The organism is Rhizobium sp. FKL33 (genome assembly GCF_005222915.1).
Classification (GTDB): domain Bacteria; phylum Pseudomonadota; class Alphaproteobacteria; order Rhizobiales; family Rhizobiaceae; genus Rhizobium_E.
In genome coordinates this window covers 12,072-29,311 of record NZ_STFX01000022.1, presented here as the reverse complement: position 1 = coordinate 29,311, position 17,240 = coordinate 12,072, and the positions used below count along the sequence as shown (strand labels likewise).

Genomic DNA, 17,240 nt, shown 5'->3' with positions numbered 1-17,240 from the left:
AGGGGCTTAACCTGGGGCAATGCAGCCCGTTCATGGCGAACCTGGTGCAGGAGGGGCCGACGAACGAGGCGATGGCGTCTGGGTTAGCCCCTCCCCCTTGTGGGGAGGGGTTGGGGAGGGGCTAAGTTTTTTTACTTCCCGATATGCGCCACCGTAGCGATCTCCACCAGCGCATCCGGTTTCACGAGGCCGCATTGCACGCAATAGCGGGCCGGCTTGTCGCCGGGGAAATATTCGGCATAGACCTTGTTGACCGCCTGGTAATTGGCCCAGTCGGTGACGAAGATGTGGTTCATCACCACGTCCTCCATCGTGCCGCCGGCGGTCTCGATCACCGATTTGATCGTTTCCAGCACATGCCGCGTCTGGGCTCCGGCGTCGCCGACATGGACGACGTCGTTGTTTTTGTCGAAGGGCAGGGTGCCCGAAACGTACAGTACGCCATCGGCGAGCGCGCCGGGCGAATAGGGCGCGATCGGCTTCTGGGTGCCTTCGGGAACGATGATGGTCTTCGGCATTTTTTCTCTCTCCGTATGGTTATGGTTCAGGTGGCGTCGGCGGGCGCGGCCTGGCTGATCGCGCCGCAGAAATCATTGACTGTGGCGACCCAGCCGAAGAATTTCGCGACATTGTAGACGGTCGCCTGCTGGATGAAGTCGGGCCCCAGATGGTGGGTGGCGTCTTCCAGCATCACGCCGAAATATTCGAGGTGGAAGGCGTCGCGCAGCGAGCTCTCCACGCAGACATTGGTGGCGATGCCGACGAAGACGAGGTTGCGGATGCCGCGGGCGCGCAGCACGCTGTCCATATTGGTGTTGAAGAAGCCGGAATAGCGCGTCTTCGGCACCAGGATGTCACCGGGCTGCGGCTTCAGCTCGTCGACGATGGCGTAGTCCCAGGTGCCCTTGGCCAGCAATTGGCCTTGCAGTTCGGGGCGGGCGCGCATGGTTTTGAGCGCATTGGACTTGTGCCAGTTGGGCGAGCCGGGACCGCCCGCCTCGATATAGTCCGGATCCCAGCCATTCTGGAAATAGACGACCAGCACGCCCGCTTCGCGCGCTGCGTCCAGCGTCTTCTTGATGTTGGCGATCGTGCCCTTGGCGCCCGTTATGTCGAAGCCGGCGAGATCCACATAGCCGCCTTCGGTGGAATAGGCGTTCTGCATGTCGACCACCACGACGGCGGTTTCCGACGGCTTCAGCGTGATCGGCTCGGGACGCGCCGGCAGCGTGACGCTCTTGGTCAGTTCCGGGCGGGGCTGATAGCCCGCGACGACAGGCGCGCTCATTCGGCGGCCTCCAGCATGGGGGTGATGTGGCTGCGGCTCTTCATCAGCGGCTGCACATGCTGGCCGAATTTCTCGATGCCTTCGAGGAAATCGTCGAAGGTCAGCATCACGCCGCCGGTGCCGGGCACTTCGCTCATCTCGTCGAGCATGGCGGCGACTTCGGCATAGGAGCCGATCAGCGTGCCCATATTGATGTTGACGGCCGAAACGGGGTTGGACATATGCCGCACATTGGTGTCGGAGCCGGATTTGGTGTCGGCCGCGCTTTGCAGGCCGAGCCACTTGATGGCGTCCTCGTCGGCGCCGGCCTTGTAATGCTCCCATTTGGCGAAGGCGGCTTCGGTGGTCTCCTCGGCGATCACCATGGTCAGCACGAAGGAGCGCACCTCGCGGCCGGTCTTTTCGGTGGCGGCCAGCAGCCGTTCATTGGTCGGAGCAAAGGCCTTGGGCGTGTTGACGCCGACGCCGAAGCAGAAGCTGTAATCGGCGTATTCGGCGGAGAAGGCCATGCCCTGATTGGACGAGCCGGCGCAGATAAGCTTCACTTCGCCTTGCGGCACGGGCTTCATCCGGCAATCGTCCATCTGGAAATACTTGCCCTTGAGGTCGGACTGGCCGGTGGTCAAGAGCTCCTTGAGCACGGTCGTGTATTCGCCGAGATATTGGTAGCGGTCGGCGAAATAGTCGTCGCCCGGCCACAAGCCCATCTGGCTGTATTCCGGCCGCTGCCAGCCAGTGACGAGATTGACGCCGAAGCGGCCGCCGGAGATGGAGTCGATCGTTGTCGCCATGCGCGCGACGATGGCAGGCGGCATGACCAGCGTGGCGGCCGTGCCGAACAGCTTGATCTTCGAGGTCACGGCGGCCAGTCCCGCCATCAGCGTGAAGCTTTCGAGATTGTAATCCCAGAACTCCGTCTTGCCGCCGAAGCCGCGCAGCTTGATCATGGAGAGCGCAAAATCGAAGCCGTATTTCTCGGCCTTGAGCGTGATTTCCTTGTTGAGCTCGAAGCTGGGCTTATATTGCGGGGCGTTCTCGGAAATGAGCCAGCCATTGTTGCCGATGGGAATGAAGACGCCGATTTCCATAGTCGAACCTCCTGTTTTGAACTGCCGCGGATAGAGCGGGCGGGTTGCGACTAAGGAAGCAATCGGCGTGCCAGTTTATAAAGGCCTTTAAAAACAATAACCTATTGCCTGGTGTTTCGTAATATTTACCGAATGGTCAAAAATTTATCGTTTGGACAAGAAATTCCGCCTGTTTTGCCGCACGGATGGGCGTGGGGCGCCGAGAAATTGATCTTTGTCGATTGCAACGCAAAGAATGCACTGCGAGAAGGACTTGATATCCATCAAATTTTAGCATCTCGGATTTCACGCTTAATTTTCGTGCAGCGGCAAAAAGGAAGGCGTCGTCATCGACGGTTTTACGGTTGCATTGGCGGAAGCGCCGTCGCGTGATAGGATGGCTCGTGATCAAGGAGAGACACGATGAGCGGCCCAGACAGGATCAGCGTGGTACTGACGCCCGAACAGAGCGTGGCCCTGAGCGCCATTGTCGAGGCAGGCGCTTTTGCCTCGGTGGATGACATTGTGCGTGAAGCGCTCGATGCGTGGCAGGCGAAGCGGCTGGTGCACGGTTATACGCCGGAGGAGATCGCGGTATTGATCGCTGAGGGGGATGCAAGCGGCGACCCTGTCGATGGCGAGATGGCCTTCGAACGCATCAAGCATGAACTGGAAGGTTATATCGCGAAGCAAGCCTCCTGATGGGCTACACGCTTCGACCTCAGGCGGAGAGGGATATTATCGAAGCGGTCAAATATATTGCCGATCACAATCCCGTAGCCGCAAGGCGGTTGAGAATCGATCTTCTCGAAACAATGCGACGGCTTGGCGACATGCCCATGTTGGGACGCCATCGAGACGGCACAGCCGAAGATCTCAGGAGTTTTCCGGAGGGGTCCTATTTGATCTTTTACAGGGTCGTCAAAGACGGCGTGGCGATCATCCGCGTTCTCCATGCCGCCCGCGACTGGTCCAACGCGATGCGCGAACCCCGCTATTGAACCCTTAACCGCACTGCCTTACATTGCGACTTGACAACACCGGGCCTTGAACCCGGCTTGCGAAGGAGAATGAGCCGATGGGCTTTCAAGTCATGACCATGACGGACGCCGCCGCCGCGCGCGTGCGCGAGATCGTCGAAAATTCCGACAGCGACGCCAAGGGCATTCGCGTCGGGATCAAGAAGGGCGGTTGCGCCGGCATGGAATATACGATCGATCTGGTGACCGATCCCAATCCCAAGGACGATCTGATCGAGCGCGACGGCGCCAGGGTCTGGGTGCAGCCGGCGGCGGTGCTTTATCTGCTCGGCACGGAAATGGGGTTCGAGACCACGACGCTGCGCTCGGGCTTCACCTTCTCCAACCCGAACCAGACTTCCGCTTGCGGCTGCGGCGAGAGCGTGGAGCTGAAGCCCGCCGATCTCGCGGCGCTCGCCGCCAAGGGCGAGGCCGTCGTTCGCGCCTGACTGCCCCGGAGGGGTGTGAACATCGTCAATCGGGAAAATGTCGAGTGAGCCAGGCCGAGAGGACCGCGGCCTCTTTGTCGGTGAGCGCGTGGCCCGCTGAGGTTTCAAGGAACTCCACGTCCGCTCCCGCGATCAGGAGTCTGTCCCTTGCGGTCTCCGCGTCCTCTCGCGCCCGACGTTCGTCCTCGGACGCGGACAGCACCAGCACCGGTTTGCCCTGGAGATCCCGGGCCGGTTCCGGCAGTTCCGGACTGAGCGGGCGTATCAAGGCTGCGCCGGCAAAATGTTCAGGGCTGCCGCGCAACAGGCTTTCGGCCATGATGGCCCCGTTGGAATAGCCTATCAGCACCGGACGGCGCGTCACGCTGCGGGCGCGTTTGAGGCTGGCGAGGAAAATCAGAACGTTCGCGCGCTGTTGCAGGAGATCGTCGATGTCGATGCTGCGGTCGGGGCGTCTGCGAAAGAAGGCGTAGCCGTCTTCCCACATCACGGCGCCGCGCGGCAGGATCGCAGGGCGATCGGGCGCGACCTGCGCGGCCAGCGCGTCAAGGCTGGCTTCGTCCTGACCCGAGCCATGCAGGAAGATCAGCGGGCGTTTAGGCGAGCCGGCGCGGCGAATGACATGATGAAGCATCGCGATCCCCTCGATTTGCAATCCAAGGGTTAGCGCCGCCGTGTGACCGGGATGTGAACGGATTACTCTCGCTTGACCAGCATCAGCGCGGCCCAGAGATCCATGCCGCTTTCGAAAGAGGCGAGCGCCGCCTCGCGGACAAAACGGGTCTCGGACATGCCCGAAAGTTCACGGGCCAGATCGCTTGCGCGGTCTTGCGCCCCGAACTGGCTGTCGGCTTCTGTCTGGAAATCGGTCATCGCATCAGCGACATTGCCAAACTGGGACGTCTGGCTCAGCATGCCTGGAAGGGTTGTGTTCATCACGTTTGCTGGGCTCATGCCCATCTCCTCTATGCAGCAAACGTGTTCTATAAGACGACGCTTACAATTTCCTAAACGGATGATAGCGCCATTTTGGGACTAAGAATTCGGATTGACGGACGCCGTGAACTGTCGCTGAACCGGCGCCCGAATCTCGCGTCAACGCTTGCGGACGAATTCCGTGCGCAGCACCAGACCCTTGATCGCTTCGTGCCGGCAATCGATCTCTTCGGGATTGTCGGTGAGACGGATCGTCTTGATCACCGTGCCCTGCTTGAGCGTCTGGCCCGCGCCCTTGACCTTGAGATCCTTGACCAGCACCACGCTGTCGCCATCCGCCAGCACATTGCCGGCGGAATCCACCACCACATTGGCCGCAGCCTTCTCAGCGGCGATCTCGGACGCGGGCCGCCATTCGCCGGTTGCTTCGTCGTAGATGTATTCGTCGTCGGCCATGGCCAGGTTCCTTTATTGCGGAAAATCTTGACCGGGGCCTACAGGACGACGCCGTGGAATGCAATGACGCCGCCCCCGTGTGAGGGCGGCTGCCGATCAGCGGCTACTCCGCAGCTTCCGCATAAGCCTCCATCGGCGGGCAGGCGCAGACGAGGTTGCGGTCGCCATAGACATTGTCGACGCGGTTGACCGGCGGCCAGTATTTGTCGACGCCGAGCGAGCCGGGCGGGAAGCAGGCCTGTTCGCGGCTATAGGGCCGGTCCCAGTCGCCCACGAGATCGCGCACCGTGTGCGGGGCGTTTTTGAGCGGATTGTTGGTCCTGTCCATATGCCCGTCTTCGATCGCCTGGGCCTCGGCGCGGATCGACAGCATGGCCTCAACGAAGCGGTCGAGTTCGGCCTTGGTTTCGCTCTCGGTCGGCTCGATCATCAGCGTGCCGGCCACCGGCCAACTCATGGTGGGCGCATGGAAGCCGGAGTCGATCAGGCGCTTGGCGACGTCGTCGACGCTGACGCCGGCGCTCTGCTGCAGCGGCCTTGTGTCGATGATGCATTCATGGGCCACGCGCCCCCTGGCGGATTTGTAGAGCACGTCGTAGGCGCCCTTCAGCCTGGCGGCGATGTAATTGGCGTTGAGGATCGCCACTTTCGTCGCCTGGGTCAGGCCTTCGCCGCCCATCATCAGGATATAGGACCAGGAGATCGGCAGGATCGAGGCGGAGCCGAAGGGTGCGGCCGAGACTGCGCCGTCGCGATGGTCGCTTTCCGGATGGCCGGGCAGATGCGCCGCGAGATGCGCCTTGACGCCGATCGGCCCCATGCCCGGCCCGCCGCCGCCATGGGGAATGCAGAAGGTCTTGTGCAGGTTGAGATGGCTGACATCCGAGCCGATATCGCCGGGCCGCGACAGGCCGACCATGGCGTTCATATTGGCCCCGTCCATATAGACCTGACCACCATGGGCATGCGTGATGTCGCAGATCTCCCGCACCGTCTCCTCGAACACGCCATGGGTCGAGGGATAGGTGATCATCACGGCTGAGAGATTGGCCGCGTGCTTTTCGGCCTGGGCGCGGAAGTCGTCGAGATCGATGTCTCCATTCGGAGACACCTTGACCGGCACGACTTTCATGCCGACCATCTGCGCCGAGGCCGGGTTGGTGCCATGCGCAGATGTCGGGATCAGGCAGACATCGCGATGGGTATCTCCACGCGCGAGATGATAGTTGCGGATGGTGAGGAGGCCGGCATATTCCCCTTGCGCGCCGGAATTGGGCTGCATGGAGAAGGCGTCGTAACCGGTGATGTCGCAGAGCTTTTTCGTCAGATCCTCGATCATGATCCGGTAGCCCTCGGCCTGATCGGCAGGCACGAAGGGATGGATTTCGGAAAATTCCGGCCAGGTGATCGGCAGCATTTCGGCGGTGGCGTTGAGCTTCATCGTGCAGGAGCCCAACGGGATCATCGAGCGGTCGAGCGCGAGATCCCGGTCCGACAGGCGGCGGATATAGCGGGTCATCTCGCTTTCCGCCCGGTTCATGTGGAAGATCTTGTGGGTGAGATAGTCGCTCTTGCGCAGGAGGTTCGCCGGCAGGCGCCAGTCTGGGGCAAAATCCTCTGTCCTGAAATCGCCGCCGAAGGCGCGCCAGACGGCTTCCAGCGTCACCGGGCGGGAGCGTTCGTCCAGCGAAATGCCGATGCGGTCGGAGCCGATCTTGCGCAGGTTGACGCCTTCAGCGACCGCAGCCTTGAGGATGACGCCCTGCAATTTGCCGACCTCGATGGTGATCGTGTCGAAGAAACTCTCTGGCTCGACTTTGTAGCCAAGTTTCTCGAGCCCCTTGGCGAGGCGGACGGTCTTCTGGTGAACGCTCTGGGCGATCGCCTTCAGTCCCTGCGGGCCGTGGAAGACGGCGTACATCGAGGCCATCACCGCCAGCAGCACCTGCGCCGTGCAGATGTTGGAGGTCGCCTTTTCGCGGCGGATATGCTGTTCGCGCGTCTGCAGCGCCAGCCGATAGGCGCGGTTGCCGCGGGCATCGATGGAAACGCCGACAAGACGGCCGGGCATGGAGCGCTTGAGTTCGTCGCGTACCGCCATATAGGCGGCATGCGGGCCGCCATAGCCGACCGGCACGCCGAAGCGCTGGGTCGAGCCGACGGCGATATCTGCGCCCATTTCTCCGGGGGATTTGAGCAGGCACAGCGCCAAGGGATCGGCGGCCACCGCGCCGAGCGCGCCGGCGGCATGGAGTTTCTCCATCAGCGGCGCGACATCGCGGACATGGCCATAGGTGCCGGGATATTGGAACAGCGCGCCGAACACCTGGCTCGGATCGAGATCGCTGAAGGGATCGCCAACAATCACCGTCCAGCCGAGCGGCTCGGCGCGGGTCTTGAGCAGCGCCAGTGTCTGCGGATGGCAGTTCTCGTCGGCGAAGAAGGCGGTCGCCTTGCTCTTGGCGGAACGCTGGGCCAGCGCCATTGCCTCGGCCGCAGCGGTGGCTTCATCGAGCAGCGAGGCGTTGGCGATATCGAGACCGGTGAGGTCGGAGATCATGGTCTGGTAATTGAGCAGCGCCTCCAAGCGGCCCTGGCTGATCTCGGGCTGGTAGGGCGTATAGGCGGTGTACCAGGCCGGATTTTCCAGAATGGTGCGCTGGATGACCGGCGGCGTGATCGTGCCGTAATAACCCTGGCCGATCAGCGAGACGAGATTGCGGTTCTTGTTGGCCGTTTCACGCATCTTGTCGAGCGCCTCGCGCTCAGTCAGCGGCTTGTCCCAGGCGAGCGGCGTCTTGAGCCGGATCGAGGCGGGCACCGTGTCGTCGATCAGCGCGTCGAGGCTGTCATAGCCGATCACCTTCAGCATCTCGGCCATTTCACTGGGCGAGGGGCCGATATGGCGGCGGTCGGCGAAATTGTAGGGATCGTAATCCGTAAAGGTAAAGTCGCTGGGCAGTGACATTAGCCGACCATCCTGTTGTAGGCGTCTTCATCCATGAGGGCTTCGATTTCGCTGGGGTTGGCGAGCTTGAGTTTGAAGAACCAGCCGGCGCCCAGTGGATCGGAATTGACCAGCGCCGGATCTTTGGCGATGGCGTCGTTCACCTCGACGATCTCGCCATCGAGCGGGCAATAGACTTCGGAAGCGGCCTTGACGCTTTCCACCGTGGCGGAGGCGGAATTCTTCGCAAGCGTCGCGCCGACCTCGGGCAGTTCGACATAGACGAGATCGCCGAGCTGATCGGCGGCGTGGCGGGTGATGCCGACGGTGGCGACATCGCCGTCGAGCTTCAGCCATTCATGTTCTTCGGTGAATTTCAGCATGGTCTGGGTCCTCTGGAGTGGGTTGATAGGTTGGATGTTTTTGGCTGATCGGCGTCGGGGAACTGCCCCTCATCCCCCTGCCGGGACCTTCTCCCCGCGCATGCGGGGAGAAGGAGCATGTGGCAAAGCGGTCGCTCCATCTCCCTTCTCCCCGCAGGCGCGGGGAGAAGGTGGCGGCAGCCGGATGAGGGGCGGAGCACGACATCCGCCGTTACCGCCGATACCCCGGCGTCACGAAGGGCAGGGCGCTGACCGTCGCGGGCAGAAACTTGCCGCGCACCTCGGCGAAAACCCGCGTTCCCGCGGCGGCATGACTCACCGGCAGATAGGTCATGGCGACGGGCGCATCGATGCTCGGGCCGAAGCCGCCGGAGGTGACCTCGCCGAGCAGATCTTGGCCCGCGTCGTCGGCATAGAGTTTCGCATGCGCGCGGATCGGGGCCTTGCCGTCTGGCTTTAACCCGACGCGAAGACGGGCGGGGCCGTTGTCCAGTTCCTCCAGAATGCGGTGCGCGCCGGGAAAGCCGCCGGCGCGGGCGCCGCCATTGCGGCGGACCTTCTGGATCGCCCAGGTCAGCCCGGCCTCGACAGGTGTCGTCGTCTCGTCGATGTCGTTGCCGTAAAGGCAGAGGCCGGCTTCAAGCCGCAGGCTGTCGCGGGCGCCCAGGCCGATCATTTCGCAATCGGGATGGTCGAGCAGGCGGCGGACCACCGTCTCCGTGTCTTTGGCCGGGATGGAGATCTCGAAACCGTCTTCGCCGGAATAGCCGGAGCGGGAGACGATGCAGTCGATGTCGTGCAGATCGTCGGTCTCGACATCCATGAAGGCCATGCTGGTCACTTCCGGACAGAATTCCGCCAGCACCTGCTCGGCATGCGGGCCTTGGAGAGCGATCAGCGCCCGGTCTTCGAGCACGTCGATGTCGCAGACATCAGAGAGATGGGCGCGGAGATGGGCGATGTCGTCGGCCTTGCGCGAGGCGTTGACCACCATGAAGAAATGATCGCCGCGATTGGAGACCATCAGGTCGTCGAGGATGCCGCCGGCTTGGTTGGTGAAAAAGCCGTAGCGCTGGCGGCCGAGTTTCAGCCCGGCGATGTCGACGGGGATCAGGGTTTCCAGCGCAAGGGCCGCCTCGGCTAGGTTGCCGGACTTCGCCCGGATCGTCACCTGACCCATATGCGACACGTCGAACAGGCCGCACTGGCCGCGGGTGAAGAGATGCTCCTTCATCACCCCCAGCGGATATTGGATCGGCATGTCATAGCCGGCGAAAGGGGCCATGCGCGCGCCGAGTTCTATATGCAGCGCGTGGAGCGGCGTTTTGAGGATAGGGCTTTCAGTCACGAACAGTCTCCCGGGTTCGGCGTTCTCGCCTGCTCAAGTCCGGACGCGGTCACGCGGTTCCGGTTCTCAAGCCCCCTCTGTCCCTTTGCCTGAGATTGTTATCCCTTCGGCAGGCGCACGCGCCATTCTCCAGAGTTCTGTTCCCGCCCGGTGGTCCTTGTGCCTGAGAGTTTCCGGGGCTGTTGCTCCTTCGGCGCCACCGCAATGCAGTGGGCTCTCCCATCGGGTGAGCTAGGCATAGCCGCAAGACAGGCCCAATGACAAGAGGAAACGGCGCGATCGCCACAGAAATTGTCGCAGGGAGGTTATCCGGGAATTGACAGAAGGATGCGATCCGGTTTGATCCGGCGCAAAGTCCTCTGTTCAGGAAGCCGCTATTGGGCTAGGCATGATCGACGGGGAGACAATGATGCCGGGATTCTTGCGAGCGAGAGGGGCGATGCTGCGCATTCTGTGCGCCATCGCCTTTGTTCTGCTCGGCTTTTCCGGCCATCACGCCGCAGGCGCCGAAGGCGCGGCCGGCGCTTACTACCAGCTTCCGGACGGGTCCTACGCTTCGCTTTGCGAACCCGGCGGCAAAGACCAGTCCCAGGCGCCGGCGGATCATTGCAAGACCTGCCTCATCGCCCAGCCGCATGGCGCGCCTGCGCCGGATCTCGCAGTGCTGGACGCGCCCGTCTTCACCTTGCTTGGGCTGAATGAGCCCGCGCCCCGCGGCGATATCACGCCCAAGTCTGGATATCGGCGCATGGCGAGCCGGGGCCCGCCGCTCGCGGTCTGATATCTCGTTTTTTCATCATTCCGCCGCCTGTCGCGGCAACCCGTTTGCGCCAAGCGCAGAGAAGAGACCCCTTATGTTCAAGACCATTGTTTCCGTCGCCGCATTCGCGGCCATCCCCGCCATCGCCTCCGCTCACGTTACCCTGGTTCAGGGCGAAGCCCCGGCCGACAGCTATTACCTCGCGCAGTTGCAGATCCCGCATGGCTGCGACGGCAAGGCCACCAGGGAGGTGCGGGTGACGCTTCCGGAAGGCTTTATTTCAGCCAAGCCGATGCCCAAGGCCGGTTGGACTCTCGAGATCGTCAAGGGCAAGTACAAGAGCGAGTACAAGGACCACGGCAAACCAGTGTCTGAAGGCCCGCTCGAAATCCGCTGGAAGGGCGGTGATCTCCCGGACGACTATTTCGACATCTTCGCGGTGCGCGGCAAGTTTGCCGGTCTCGCCGAGGGGGCTGTCGTTCCTTTCGCTGTGACGCAACTGTGCGACGGCGCCGAGGCGGTGTGGAACCAGATCGCTGCCCCCGGTCAGGATGCACATGATCTCCCCAATCCGGCGCCGACCGTGACGCTGATTGCCGCCAAGGAGATGCATCATCATCATGACGCCGCGCCGGAGGCCGTGAAGCTGGGAGCGCTCGACATCACGCCCGGCTTCATCAAGGCGACGGCGCCCGGCCAGCCGGTGGCGGGCGGCTTCCTGACCATCGCCAATCAGGGCTCGGAAGACGATCAGTTGGTCGCTGTGGAAGGTGTTGACGGCGTCGACCATGTCGAATTGCATACGATGTCGATGGAAGGCGATGTGATGAAGATGCGCAAGCTGCCCGACGGCATCCCCTTGCCCGCAGGCCAGACCGTAGAGCTGAAGCCGGGCGGCCTTCATATGATGCTGATGGGGCCGAAACATCCTTTGAAGGCCGGGGACGTCGTGGAGATGACGCTGGTTTTTGCCAAGGCGGGCAAGGTCGTGGTCAAGCTTCCGGTGATGGACATCAAGGGCGGGGCGATGAAGCACAAACACAAATAGGCGGTCCGCCAATATGGAAAGAGCGGCCCCGCGCCGCTCTTTTTCCGTTTCAACCCTCGTCGGTCTCTTCTTCCCTTTCGGGTCGCCTTGTGACGACCCGGCTCGCGCTTGGTCCGTCAGACCGCCCGCCATTCAGCCGGTATTCCTCTTCAGCCTGGGCGAACGTCATCATCGGCTGCCGGCGCTTTTCGCCAGCCTCGAGAAAAAAGGTCGTCATTCCCGGCGACATGACGGGCGGCGCTCCCGACTTGATGTCCGGCGCAATCTTGCGCTCAGGCGTCAAGGCGCGCGTCGCGGTCTCAACGGGAGAGACGCCGCTGACGCGCGCATTTGGACGCAAGCCTTCTGCGGCGTAAGCCGCTGTATGCGCCGACACTGTCACGATCTGTGTCATGGCTGTTGATCCAGTTACTCTATACTGGAAACGCTAGAGCAAGGTTCTGGATCTCCCCTTGCGCAAAAAATTAGAAATTTAGCGGAGTTAGGCTTTTCTGGCTACGATCGTGACGATTGCAATCGGCTGGTGCGGTGGTTTTATCAGGTTCGACCAAAGGTGATGCAATTCGGTCGCATCCTCTGCTTAGACGACCCCCGCCACCTCATCACCGCAATTCAGCCATCAAGCCGCCCAGCTTGCCGGTGATGAGTATTTTCGTAGCAAACGGCTGTGGGCTTTAAAGCACGGCCCGGAAAAATCGACCGCCGACGGGAACCTTGAGCGCCGCATGATGTTCTCGGTGCGTCAGGGTTCATAGAGGGCCGCTGATAGTCAACAGCGATGCCCGTCTTGGGCGGGGCGATTGACGGAAGGCGGGCCCTTCCGGAGATATCGAAGGAGTAAACATGATGAAGAAGACTTTGATCCTCTCGGCCATGGCGCTGTGCGCTGCGACCTCAGTTCACGCGGCCGACCTGGTTTCGCCGGAACCGGCTCCTCCGGCCGTGACCGAAGAAATCGCCGCGCCCGCAACCTGGGCCGGCGGCTATATCGGCATCATGGGCGGCGGCAACTGGACCAAGGGAGATTACGACTTCGGCGGAACCGATCGTAACCGTTGGCTCAACGGCGGCTCGCTCGGGGCTTTCGCAGGCTGGAACCACCAGCTCGACAACAGCATCGTGCTGGGTCTGGAAGGCGACTTTTCCTATAAGTGGAACGAAGAGCAGGTCCTCGGCCGCGACGCCGGAACCGATTGGTCGGGCTCCGTCCGTGGTCGCGTCGGTTATGCCGTCATGGACAACGCGCTGCTCTACGGCGCGGCCGGTTACACTGTGACCCGCGGTTACCTCGACGACGCCAGCGGCGACAAGGACACCAAGGCCCTGCACGGCTACACCGTCGGCGCCGGCGTGGACTACAAGTTCACCCAGAACATGTTCGGTCGCGTCGAATATCGCTTCAACGATTACGGCAGCGCCAATATCGGCGGCACCGATGTCGACGCCCAGCAGCACGAGGCGCTGATCGGCATCGGCTACAAGTTCTGATCCGAGCGACAGATCAAACGAGAAAAGGGCGCCGCGGCGCCCTTTTCCATATGCGGGCTCAGAAAGATCAGGCGACGGCCTGAGCGGGCAGACAGAAGGGCGCGTCATCGGCGACCGAATTGTCGCGCATGATGCGGAGGATTTCAGGCAGGGCCGCCTTGAACGCCGCAACGCAGCTCGGATCGAACTGGCTTCCCGCCCGGCGCACGATATGTTCCGACGCTTGATCCGCCGTCCAGGGCTCCTTGTAGGGGCGGGCGGTGGTCAGCGCGTCGAAATTGTCGGCGATGGCGACGATGCGGCCCGCCAGCGGGATTGACGCGCCCTGCAGGCGAAGCGGATAGCCCTGGCCGTCCCAGCGCTCGTGATGCGACGAGGCGATCTCGGCGGCGAGTTGCAGCAGGCTCGAACGCGACTGGCCGAGGATCTGGCCGCCGACCAACGTATGCCGCTGCATTTCGGCAAATTCCTGCTCGGTCAACTTGCCCTGCTTCAACAGGATCTCGTCGGCGATGCCGACCTTGCCGATGTCATGCATCGGCGCGGCAAGACGAATGTCGGCCGCTACTTCGGGCGACAGGCCGTAGGCCTTGGCGATGGCTTCGGAATAGAGCCCGACGCGCATGGTGTGGCGACCGGTTTCCGGATCCTTGTAGCCTGCGGCGAGCGTCAGGCGATAGATGATTTCCTCTTCGCGGGCGCGCAGCTCGCCCACCGCCTTGTCGACCTCCATGCGCAGCCATTCCGCCTTGTCGGCCAGCTTGTTGCGGGCGTCGGCGAGCGCGACCAGATTGCGGATGCGCGCGGTGAATTCGAGTGGATTGATCGGCTTGGTCAGAAAGTCGATCGCCCCGGCGTTCAGCGCCGCCATGCGGGTGGCGAGGTCGGTGTCGACGGTGACGAAGACGAAGGGCTTGTCCTTGTATTTGTCGAAGCGCATCGTCTCGATCAGGAAATCGACGCCTGTGTAGACGGGCATCTGGAAATCGACGATGCCGATGTCGAAATCGAGTTCCGGCATTTCCGACAGCGCGTCTTCGGGGCTGATGAAGGGCAGCGGAATGCAGCCGTCCAGCTTCTCGACCAGCTTGGTGAGGATGGTCAGGTTGGTCTTGTTGTCGTCTACGAGAAGTATGCGCATTGTCTACCCCCTTAGGCCGCCAGCATCATTTTGCGGCTGGCGATGTTCGTTGACAGTGTTTCGAGCTCGGTGCGGCTCGGATGGTTGTTCCGCATATGCTGCGCAGTGGCAGCGATGTCCGCCAGGCCGACATTGGCTGCCGCGCCCTTGAGATTGTGCAGCATCGGATCGAGTTTTTCGGACTGGCGGGCGTCGTAGGCTGCGAGAAGCTCGCGCAGCAGACGATCGGAGTCTTCGAAGAAATCGACGAGCAGTTCCTGGAAAACCTCGTCGCCCAGGGCGTCTGCGATTTCCTGGCGACGCAGGTCGAACGGGCGTTTCCAGGCGTCGTCCTGCTGCTTGGGCGGCGTCTCCACCATGATAACGTCCTCCTCCTTCACGACTGGCGTCGACGGCGTTTCCAGCGGCATGCGCGGCGCCGACCGGCCGAGATCGGTGATGAGCTGCCGGAGCTGGATCATCGACACCGGCTTGGAATGGAAGCCTTCCATGCCGGCTTCCTCGCAGGCGATGCGATCGTCCTCGGAGGCGTTGGCGGTCATGGCCCAGATCGGCGTCTGGCTGAACGGCGCCGGCAGCGCCTTGATGCGGCGCGTCGCCTCGATGCCGTCCATCACCGGCATCTGCATGTCCATCAGGATGAGGTCGAAGCGCTTGCCGGAGGCGAACTCCACGGCCTGCGCGCCATCGTCGGCGAGATGGACCTCCTGGCCGAGATGCTCCAGAAAGCGACGGATGACCTGCTGATTGACTTTGTTGTCTTCTACCGCCAGCACCGTGAGTTTGGGCAGAGCGTTGGCTGGGGCGTTTTCAGACTTATGGTTGGGCGGCGCGAGTTCCGAGCGGGGCGCCGGGATCTCGAACCAGAATTTGCTGCCGAGGCCCGGCACGCTGTCGACGCCCATTTCGCCGCCGAAGCGATCGACGATCTGCTTGCAGATGGTCAGGCCCAGTCCGGTGCCGCCATATTTGCGACTGATCGAGGCGTCGACCTGCGAGAAGGGCTTGAACAGCTTGGCGCGGCCGCTCTCGTCGATGCCGATGCCGGTGTCCTTGACCTCGATGCGCAGGCGGGGCGCACGCTCGGTTCCGGTTTCGCGGATCCGAAGGGTTACCGCGCCATTGGCGGTGAATTTGACCGCATTGCTCATCAGATTGAGCACGATCTGCCGCAGACGGGTGGGATCGGAATGGATATAGGGGGCGGAAAGCACTGCCGGCATATCCAGCTCGATTGTATTGCCCGCCTCGGCGGCGCGGCCGCGCATCATTTCCGTGGCGGATTCGGCCAGCGCTCTGATGTCGACGATACGGTATTCCAGCTCGAGATTGCCGTGCTCGATCTTGGCGAAATCAAGGATCTCGTTGATGATGTCGAGCAGCGCTTCGCCTGCGCCGCGGATGGTACGCAGATTGTCCAGGCACTCCACCGGCAGCTTCTTCAGCTCCATCAGTTCGACCATGCCGAGAATCGCGTTGAGTGGTGTCCGGATCTCGTGGCCCATCGTCGCCATGAATTGCGATTTGGCGCGATTGCCTGCTTCTGCCGCCTGATAGGCGTTGTTGAGATTGCCGGCCATGGTCTCGAGGCTGAGGCCGGCGGCGCGGACGCTGCGCAACTGCCGGCGCAGGGTGAAGATCAGGAAGCCCACCGAAGCGACCAGCAGAACGATCAGCGACAGCGACTTCATTTCCAGCGCCTGCAATGTCTGGCGGGCGTCGGCGCGGTCGGCGCTGAGCGTCGTGTTGGTGTAGGTCAGCAGATGTTCGCTGTTGACGGTCAGCGCTTGGAGTTGAATTTGGAGAATGCGGAGGCTTGCGATCGATACCGTCTTCTTTGCGGCGATGTCGTCGAACAGCGGGGCGTTTTGAAAGACCGTGCGGCGGATTTCCGTCAGCTGTTTGCGAACGGTGGCGTCGACCTTGAAGTTTTCCTCGAAATTGGCCTTTTCGAGCATCGCCATGCGTGAATAGAGGATGTCATAGCGAAGCGATATTTCCTTCTGCGAGGCGGCTGACGTGTCAGATCTGGCGATGGCGATCGACACCACCTCCCGTAGTCGACGCGCTTCTCGGTCCAGCTGGTAGACCGACCACATGGCGTTTTCGCGGATGCCGCTCTGCAGCGCCGAATAGCGGGATGAGATATCGTAATAGAGAGAACCGAGTAGCCCCAGCAGCAGGACAGCGAAGACCTGCAGCACGGCGGTCGTCTTGCCGGCTTTGCGGATGACGTCGCTTTCCTGCATGGGGCTGGTCACTCGATGACCTCGATCGATTTGATCTGCCAGACCGACCGCGAGAAATATTTCTCATTATAGAGAGAAGGGTCGAGGTCGAAGGGGTAGATAATGAACAGCGGTCCCTTGTCGCGCACCGACATCGGCTCGTCGTTCATGCGCGTGGCGAGGATCGTCTTGATGTCGGTGGCGTCCGAAAGCGGCACTTCCACGGTGTAGTCGTTGAGCGCGGAGACGCGCAGCGTCTTGCCATGCGCGCCCACGGCTTTCATCAGTTCGGCCATGAAGGGACCGGAGAAGGTGACTTTGCCCTGGGTCCAGGGCGTTTCGAGCGTGGCCGCACGGCCGGGCAGTTTTTCCAGCATCGCCATGTCGAATTCGGCGGCGGAGCCGCTATTGATGTCGTCGATTGCGCCGGTGACAGTGAGGACGACGTCGCCCGTCGGCTTATCGAGCGCGAGCGCGGGTCCAAACTGAACTGCGAGCGCCGCAAGGGCGGCGGTCAAGAGCGAGATCTGGCGTGCAAGCATGGCGTCTGCCCAAATTTTTTGTCGCCGCGGTCAAAACTGTCGCTTGCGTCCAGCGCGGCTAGAGGACGAGACGACCCGGAACCCGAGACAGGCTCCTTTTCCAAAAGGAGGACATCCGCATTTCCGGCCCCTTATTGGAT

At 62.1% G+C, this 17,240-nt stretch carries 19 protein-coding genes and 1 riboswitch; of the genes, 6 read left to right on the top strand and 13 right to left on the bottom strand.

Translation table 11 applies throughout. From position 1 onward, the window contains the following. Positions 1-131: 131 nt before the first annotated feature. From rutC to rutA, 3 genes are read right to left on the bottom strand one after another with little or no spacing between them, the layout of a single operon-like run. Entirely contained in the window at positions 132-518 is a 387-nt protein-coding gene (gene rutC / locus E8Q41_RS14185) for a pyrimidine utilization protein C (RefSeq protein WP_137156201.1), read from the bottom strand. A 26-nt stretch (positions 519-544) separates the two neighbouring features. Continuing rightward, positions 545-1,288 carry a pyrimidine utilization protein B gene (gene rutB, locus E8Q41_RS14180; RefSeq protein WP_137156200.1) on the bottom strand — a complete coding sequence of 248 codons (744 nt, stop codon included), beginning with the start codon at positions 1,286-1,288 and terminating at the stop codon, positions 545-547. Further along, complete coding sequence (gene rutA / locus E8Q41_RS14175) at positions 1,285-2,376, bottom strand: pyrimidine utilization protein A (RefSeq protein ID WP_137156199.1); 1,092 nt, start codon at positions 2,374-2,376, stop codon at positions 1,285-1,287. Before rutA ends, rutB begins: the two co-directional genes overlap by 4 nt. 402 nt (positions 2,377-2,778) lie before the next feature. Here rutA and E8Q41_RS14170 point away from each other — a divergent pair, with 402 nt between their 5' ends. The 3 genes from E8Q41_RS14170 to sufA all read left to right on the top strand — a co-directional run bounded on the left by E8Q41_RS14170 (position 2,779) and on the right by sufA (position 3,823). Then, positions 2,779-3,057 carry a type II toxin-antitoxin system ParD family antitoxin gene (locus E8Q41_RS14170; protein ID WP_137156198.1) on the top strand — a complete coding sequence of 93 codons (279 nt, stop codon included), beginning with the start codon at positions 2,779-2,781 and terminating at the stop codon, positions 3,055-3,057. Further along, a complete protein-coding gene (locus tag E8Q41_RS14165; RefSeq protein WP_137156197.1) occupies positions 3,057-3,356 on the top strand; it encodes a type II toxin-antitoxin system RelE/ParE family toxin in 300 nt (99 codons plus the stop codon). The genes E8Q41_RS14170 and E8Q41_RS14165 overlap by 1 nt, the downstream gene beginning before the upstream one ends. A gap of 77 nt (positions 3,357-3,433) precedes the next feature. After that, positions 3,434-3,823, top strand: coding sequence for a Fe-S cluster assembly scaffold SufA (gene sufA, locus E8Q41_RS14160; RefSeq protein WP_137156196.1), 390 nt, complete (start codon positions 3,434-3,436; stop codon positions 3,821-3,823). A gap of 25 nt (positions 3,824-3,848) precedes the next feature. Here sufA and E8Q41_RS14155 read toward each other — a convergent pair whose 3' ends face one another. From E8Q41_RS14155 to gcvT, 6 genes are all read right to left on the bottom strand, one after another. After that, entirely contained in the window at positions 3,849-4,478 is a 630-nt protein-coding gene (locus E8Q41_RS14155) for an esterase (protein WP_137156195.1), read from the bottom strand. A 41-nt stretch (positions 4,479-4,519) separates the two neighbouring features. Further along, positions 4,520-4,777: a hypothetical protein gene (locus E8Q41_RS14150; protein ID WP_137156194.1), complete on the bottom strand. Its 258-nt coding sequence runs from the start codon at positions 4,775-4,777 to the stop codon at positions 4,520-4,522. Between the two features lie 141 nt (positions 4,778-4,918). Further along, a complete protein-coding gene (locus E8Q41_RS14145; protein WP_137156193.1) occupies positions 4,919-5,215 on the bottom strand; it encodes an alkylphosphonate utilization protein in 297 nt (98 codons plus the stop codon). 103 nt (positions 5,216-5,318) lie between these two features. Then, entirely contained in the window at positions 5,319-8,183 is a 2,865-nt protein-coding gene (gene gcvP, locus E8Q41_RS14140) for an aminomethyl-transferring glycine dehydrogenase (protein ID WP_137156192.1), read from the bottom strand. Next, entirely contained in the window at positions 8,183-8,545 is a 363-nt protein-coding gene (gcvH, locus tag E8Q41_RS14135; RefSeq protein WP_137156191.1) for a glycine cleavage system protein GcvH, read from the bottom strand. Before gcvH ends, gcvP begins: the two co-directional genes overlap by 1 nt. 211 nt (positions 8,546-8,756) lie before the next feature. Further along, on the bottom strand, positions 8,757-9,830 hold the full coding sequence (gene gcvT, locus E8Q41_RS14130; RefSeq protein ID WP_246660194.1) for a glycine cleavage system aminomethyltransferase GcvT: 1,074 nt from the start codon (positions 9,828-9,830) through the stop codon (positions 8,757-8,759). 204 nt (positions 9,831-10,034) lie between these two features. After that, a riboswitch (glycine riboswitch) is annotated at positions 10,035-10,125 on the bottom strand. Positions 10,126-10,332: 207 nt separating this feature from the next. Between gcvT and E8Q41_RS14125 the strand changes: the two genes are divergently transcribed. Both E8Q41_RS14125 and E8Q41_RS14120 read left to right on the top strand, forming a co-directional pair. After that, positions 10,333-10,674 (top strand): hypothetical protein, encoded by a 342-nt coding sequence (locus tag E8Q41_RS14125; protein WP_137156189.1) that lies wholly within the window; start codon positions 10,333-10,335, stop codon positions 10,672-10,674. A gap of 73 nt (positions 10,675-10,747) precedes the next feature. Then, positions 10,748-11,701, top strand: coding sequence for a DUF1775 domain-containing protein (locus E8Q41_RS14120; RefSeq protein WP_137156188.1), 954 nt, complete (start codon positions 10,748-10,750; stop codon positions 11,699-11,701). 49 nt (positions 11,702-11,750) lie between these two features. On the opposite strand, the gene E8Q41_RS14115 is transcribed toward E8Q41_RS14120, so the two are convergent. Continuing rightward, positions 11,751-12,095, bottom strand: a complete 345-nt coding sequence (locus E8Q41_RS14115) for a hypothetical protein (RefSeq protein ID WP_137156187.1) — start codon at positions 12,093-12,095, stop codon at positions 11,751-11,753. A 452-nt stretch (positions 12,096-12,547) separates the two neighbouring features. Between E8Q41_RS14115 and E8Q41_RS14110 the strand changes: the two genes are divergently transcribed. Further along, a complete protein-coding gene (locus tag E8Q41_RS14110; protein WP_137156280.1) occupies positions 12,548-13,189 on the top strand; it encodes an outer membrane protein in 642 nt (213 codons plus the stop codon). Between the two features lie 67 nt (positions 13,190-13,256). On the opposite strand, the gene E8Q41_RS14105 is transcribed toward E8Q41_RS14110, so the two are convergent. The 3 genes from E8Q41_RS14105 to E8Q41_RS14095 are packed head-to-tail and all read right to left on the bottom strand — an operon-like array spanning position 13,257 to position 17,100. Continuing rightward, entirely contained in the window at positions 13,257-14,330 is a 1,074-nt protein-coding gene (locus tag E8Q41_RS14105; protein ID WP_137156186.1) for an HD domain-containing phosphohydrolase, read from the bottom strand. Between the two features lie 11 nt (positions 14,331-14,341). Further along, positions 14,342-16,591, bottom strand: a complete 2,250-nt coding sequence (locus E8Q41_RS14100) for an ATP-binding protein (RefSeq protein WP_246660188.1) — start codon at positions 16,589-16,591, stop codon at positions 14,342-14,344. Further along, a complete protein-coding gene (locus E8Q41_RS14095) occupies positions 16,588-17,100 on the bottom strand; it encodes a molybdopterin-dependent oxidoreductase (protein ID WP_137156185.1) in 513 nt (170 codons plus the stop codon). Before E8Q41_RS14095 ends, E8Q41_RS14100 begins: the two co-directional genes overlap by 4 nt. Between the last annotated feature and the right edge of the window lie 140 nt (positions 17,101-17,240).